Origin of the sequence: Gordonibacter sp. (genome assembly GCF_036667095.1) — a bacterium.
Classification (GTDB): domain Bacteria; phylum Actinomycetota; class Coriobacteriia; order Coriobacteriales; family Eggerthellaceae; genus Gordonibacter.
The window spans coordinates 1481-6975 of sequence record NZ_JAVWUP010000134.1 but is presented as its reverse complement, the minus strand read 5'-3'; the positions used below and the strand labels follow the sequence as shown (position 1 = coordinate 6975).

Here is a 5495-nt window from a genome sequence, read left to right as displayed (position 1 = left end):
AGCAAATCGTTATTGCGTGCGGTAGGCCTCCCACCAGGCAAGTACCTTGTTGCGCAGCTCTTCAGGGGTACCGTCGTTGTTGAACACCACGTCCGACGCCTCGATACGGTCGGCATCGGTGATCTGGCGCGCGATGCGCTGCCGTACGTCCTGCTCGTCGAAGCCCGATGCCACCGCGCGCTCGATGCGCGTATCGAGCGAAGCCAGTACAGCCATGACCACGTCGGCATCATAGGCAAGCGACGAGATACGGTTTTTGAACACGGAGTGCTCCACGACGACGGCCTCCTCGCCTGCGGCATCCAGCTCGGTAACCTTGTCGCGGTATGCATCCTCGATGCGCGGCACCGTGATGCGGTTAAGCTTGCGCGTGTCGGCAGGGCTCACGAACGCCTTCGCCGCAAGTGCTTTGCGATCGATCTCGCCATTGTCACCCAAGATAGCCGATCCGAACGTTTCGACGAGCTCTTCTTTCACGGTATCCCACTTGAGCACATCATGGCCAACTTGGTCGAGATCGATATACGGCAGCCCTGCGTCTACGAGGGCCTTGCGGGCCGTCGACTTGCCGGCACCCATTCCGCCGATAATGAACAGCTTCTTCATACCGATGATACCTCCTCGATCATGCCGCCTCCGAGCACCGTAGAGCCTCGGTAGAAAACGGCGAACTGGCCCGGTGCCGTCGTTGGCTGCGGGCTGCGCAGAGTAACACGCACGCCGCCTTCGGGTTCTGGTTCTATGATACACGGTGCCGCCGTGCTACGGTAGCGCAGTTTGACCGTTGCGTCCTCCAAACCCTCTAGGCCCTCGATAGCCTGCCAGTTCACGCGGCCCACGCGCACACGAACCACCTGCGCCTCGGGCGCATAACCCACTACCAGCTCTCCGGTTTCGACACGCTTCTCCACCACGAAGTACGGTTCGGCCGCCGCAATGCCGATACCCTTGCGCTGCCCAACCGTAAAGCCGGCAAGTCCTTCGTGCCGGCCGAGCACCACCCCTGCGCGGTCGACGACGAGCCCTGGCTTGTCAACCACTCCTCGTTGCTCAAGGAACTCCCGGTAGTCCCCGTCGATGAAGCACACATCTTGACTCTCTGGCTTTTCCGCCACCGACAAGCCCAGATCGGACGCGAGGATGCGAACCTCCGGTTTCGTCATGCCGCCCAGCGGCAGCACCAGGCGCGACAACTGCTCTTGCGACAGCAACGACAACATATAGCTTTGGTCCTTGCGCGCATCCAACGCGGTAAGCACGGCGAAACGGCCACTGTCGGCCAGCTGCGCGATACGTGCATAATGCCCCGTCGCGACCCTGTCGCAGCCCAACTCGTCGGCAGCAGCCATGAGGCCCGGCAGTTTGCACAGCGCATTGCAGCCCACACACGGACTGGGCGTCAGGCCGTTTGCATAAGACGCCGCAAACGGTTCTACGACCTTGCGCTCGAATGCGGCGACGCAAGTGCGCTCCACCGAGGCGATGCCCAACACCGCGCACACGGACGCCGCGTCGGCCGCTGCGGCATCTGCCGCCGCATTGTCCTGGAAGCGACAGGTCACCCCTACCACCTCGTATCCGGCGCGCATGAGCAAAGCCGCAGATACCGAGCTGTCCACTCCGCCGCTCATACCGAGCGCCACGCGCCCTACCGGTCGTCTCTGCTGTGTCACACGCACCTCTCTCACTGTCTCGGCCCTATCCGTCCTACTTCCGTCACCTTCTTTTCAGCACAGTATACGGCAAGGCCGCAATCTCCTTGCCGCCGATGCAGCGACACCGGCTAACATCCCCTAAGCAGCGGAAGGCGCCTCTGTATATGCAGATGTTTCAACTTTTCCCGAAACCACACCAACGTCAAGGCGCGGCTGCGATACGATGCTTCTCCGGTGCCATAAGAGCGCTATACTGAATCGTTGCGCTTTCGCACAAAAGCATTACCGTAATGGGAGGACCCGCCGTGCCTGGCACGAAGTCACGTTATATACCCGCGCTCGACGGCCTGCGCGCCTTCGCCGTCCTCGCAGTCATCGCCTACCACATGCACATGCCCTGGGCTCCCGGCGGACTCTTGGGCGTCACGATCTTCTTCGTACTGTCGGGCTACCTGATAACCAGCTTGCTGCTTATCGAGTACGACAACACGAAAAAGATCGACCTTCCGCAGTTCTGGTTGCGCCGCATACGCAGGCTCGTACCCGCCATCGTATTCGTCGTTGTGTGCACGATCGTGCTCTGCACGGTGTTCAACCACGCCCTGCTCACGAAGATGCGCCCCGATGTGGTGCCGTCCTTGCTGTTCTTCAACAACTGGTGGCAGATATTCCACGACGTATCCTACTTCGATGCACTGGGTTCACCCTCGCCGCTTGCCCACTTCTGGTCGCTGGCTATCGAGGAGCAGTTCTACCTGATATGGCCTATCGTGCTGTTCGTCGCGATGAAGGTAGGGGCGAAAAAGACCACCCTACGCAACGCCACGCTCGTGCTTGCCGTGCTTTCCGCCGTGGAGATGGCGCTGTTGTTCAGCCCAACCGCCGACCCGAGCCGAGTGTACTACGGCACCGATACCCGTGCATTTTCCCTGCTCATAGGTGCGTGGCTGGCGTTCGTCTGGCCCTCCCATATGCTGGGAGCCAAAAGCGGCGTGCGCCTGACGAAGCAGGTTCGCACCATACTCGACGCGGTAGGCGGCGCCGCCCTAGTAGGGCTTTTGCTGCTGGTTGCCTTCTCCAACGGCTTCTCGCCATTTCTGTACCGTGGGGGCCTCGTGCTGTGCTCGGTGCTTACCGCCGTGGTCATTGCCGTGATGGTGCATCCGGCAAGCATCGTGGGACGCGTAGCCGGCTCGGCACCTTTGGTGTGGGTAGGCAAGCGAAGCTACGGGATATACCTCTGGCATTATCCGTTGCTCCTGTTGATGAATCCCAATCCGGGCATAGAGACACCATGGTGGCTCTACCTGCTGCAGCTGGTCGTCGTCTTCGCTTGCGCGGCGTTCTCGTACCGCTTCGTCGAGAACCCCATCCGCCACGGAGCCATCGGGAGCTTAGTGAAAAGCGCACGGGCACATGAAGTGGACTGGGGCGACTGGCTGCGTCAGCGCATCGCGCCCTTCGCTTGCGCCGCAGTCTTGGTAGTCGTCGCTATCGGCGGACTGATATTCGTGCCGTCGACATCGGCCCTAGAAGGTGGCGACATCCTGAAGCAAGCCGAAGAGCAGCAGAGCAAGAACCAAAGCAGCGAGCCCGCACCCGAGAACAATGCCGAAACGCCCGCAGCAGACGAGAAACCCAAGCTGGACGTACTTATGATAGGCGATTCGGTCTCCGTGCGCGCCATTCCCTATTTCGAGGAGACGTTCCTACACGGAACCATCGATGCAGCCGTGAACCGCCAGTTCTATGCCGGACAGGAAGTCTACAACGCTTACAAGGACCAAGACGTGGTCGGCGGCATTGTCGTGTTCGCCTTGGGAACGAACGGTCCGGTTGATGGCGAGCAGCTCGAGGCCCTCATCGCCGACGTTGGCCCCGACAAGCAGATCTGGTTCATCAACACGCGCAGCCCGCTGGACTGGGTACCGGCAACGAACGGCGCCATCGCCGACGCTGCAGCGCGCCACGGCAACGTGCACGTGATCGACTGGTACGGGGCAAGCGAAGGTCGCGAGGACTTGTTCGACGGAGACGGAACGCATCTGACCGAAGAGGGCGCACGATTCTACATCGAACTGGTCTATGCAGCCATCGGCAGTCAGCTGCCCGCACACCCCGAAGATGCCACCCCGCCGGCCGAGGAGCCCGCAGCAGAGGCACCTGCCGTCCAACCTGAAGGCGAAGCCCAGACAGAAGCCTAAGAGCCGTTGAACCTGACCGAGTGCAAAGAGAGGGAGCCTTTCGGCTCCCTCTCTCATTTCAGAACTCGCGTGCGACGTTATTCCGCAGCAGGCTCCTCGGCCTCGGCCGGAGCCTCGGCGACAGCCTCGGGAGCAACCTCCACAGCCTCGTCCTTCTTCTCGGCCTTCTTCTTGGCCGGCTTCTCCTCGACGACGATGGACTCGTCAACCTCGATCTCGAAGCCCAGCTCCTCAGCAGCAGCCTTCATGGACAGGGAGATGCGGCGACGCTCGGGGTTGATCTCCATGACCTTCACCTTCACCTCGTCGCCAGCCTTCACGACCTGCGCAGGGGTGTCGATGTGGCGCTGCGACATCTCGGAGATGTGCACCAGGCCCTCGATGCTCTGGCCCAGCTCGATGAACGCGCCAAACGGCACGATCTTCGTCACTTTGCCGTCGACGATGGTACCCACCGGATAGCTCTCGACGAGCTTGATCCACGGATCTTCCGTCGTCTGCTTCAGGCCCAGCGAAATGCGCTCGCGCGTCAAGTCGACATCCAGCACCTCGACCTCGACCTCGTCGCCCACCTTCACGACCTCGGAGGGATGGTTCACATGGTTCCAGGACAGCTCGGAGATATGCACCAGGCCGTCGATGCCGCCCAGGTCCACGAAGGCACCGAAGTCGACGATCGAGGATACGGAGCCCTTCAAGCGCATGCCCTTCGTGAGCTTGGCCAGGATCTCGGCGCGCTCGTTCTTGCGGCCTTCCTCCAGCAGCACACGGCGGGACAGCACGACGTTGTTGCGGTTGCGGTCCATCTCGATGACGCGGGCCTCGATCTCGGTGTTCAGGTACATGTCGAGATCCTTGACGCGACGGAGGTCGACCAGCGATGCCGGCAGGAAGCCGCGCAAGCCGATGTCCAGGATCAGGCCACCCTTGACCACTTCGATAACCTCGCCCGTGACCACTTCGCCAGCCTTGAACTTCTCTTCGACGCGAATCCAGGCACGCTCGTACTCGGCGCGCTTCTTGGAAAGGATGAGACGGCCGTCCTTGTCCTCCTTCTGGAGAACCAGAGCCTCGATCTTCTCGCCCAAGCTGACGATGTCGGACGGGTCAGCGTCCTTGCGGATGGAAAGCTCGCGGGACGGGATAACACCCTCGCTCTTGAATCCGATGTCAACGAGCACTTCGTCGTGCTCGATCTTGACGACGATGCCGTCAACGAGATCGCCTTCGTCGAATTCGGTCAGCGTACCATCGATCATCTCGTTCATCTGCTCATCGGAGATGTCGGTGAAGTCGATGACGGACGTGTTCTTAATTCCGGTCAAAACGGACCCCTTTCAAACTTGCTTCGGGGACCCTTCGTCATGATTGATTGCTACGTGCACCATGTTCGCTCTGCAAGAAAAATGCGCTTGCCGAGCTGTGTAACAAAACATGTCTCGGGGGCCAACAGTTACGGAGCTTGTCGAGCTCTCCCGACAAGCTGAATTAGTATAGCACGCGAAGCCCGCCCACTCCAGAGTCTTTTTGTCAAGCCCACGATTATTCCGCCGACAGCTCGATCGGGTCGATCGGTCGATCCCGGTTGATCCCGGTCGATCCCTACAACCCTAGCTGAATATAGGAGGCGGTGCAG

Annotated in this window: 4 protein-coding genes; 1 reads left to right on the top strand and 3 read right to left on the bottom strand. The window is 60.7% G+C overall.

The window, feature by feature from the left end; translation table 11 throughout:
- Positions 1–9 precede the first annotated feature (9 nt).
- On the bottom strand, positions 10–606 hold the full coding sequence (coaE, locus tag RR842_RS10605) for a dephospho-CoA kinase (RefSeq protein ID WP_332514616.1): 597 nt from the start codon (positions 604–606) through the stop codon (positions 10–12).
- Entirely contained in the window at positions 603–1673 is a 1071-nt protein-coding gene (mnmA, locus tag RR842_RS10600; protein WP_332514614.1) for a tRNA 2-thiouridine(34) synthase MnmA, read from the bottom strand. The genes coaE and mnmA overlap by 4 nt, the downstream gene beginning before the upstream one ends.
- Positions 1674–1945: 272 nt before the next feature.
- On the opposite strand from mnmA, the gene RR842_RS10595 reads away from it, so the two are divergent.
- A complete protein-coding gene (locus RR842_RS10595; RefSeq protein ID WP_332518621.1) occupies positions 1946–3859 on the top strand; it encodes an acyltransferase family protein in 1914 nt (637 codons plus the stop codon).
- A 77-nt stretch (positions 3860–3936) separates the two neighbouring features.
- Here the strand turns inward: RR842_RS10595 and rpsA are convergent, their stop codons facing one another.
- On the bottom strand, positions 3937–5184 hold the full coding sequence (gene rpsA, locus RR842_RS10590) for a 30S ribosomal protein S1 (protein WP_332514611.1): 1248 nt from the start codon (positions 5182–5184) through the stop codon (positions 3937–3939).
- Between the last annotated feature and the right edge of the window lie 311 nt (positions 5185–5495).

Coding starts and splice junctions, on each gene's coding strand:
- RR842_RS10595 (WP_332518621.1), top strand. CDS start 1,946: ATGGGAGGACCCGCCGTGCCTGGCACGAAGTCACGTTATATACCCGCG.
- coaE (WP_332514616.1), bottom strand. CDS start 606: ATGAAGAAGCTGTTCATTATCGGCGGAATGGGTGCCGGCAAGTCGACG.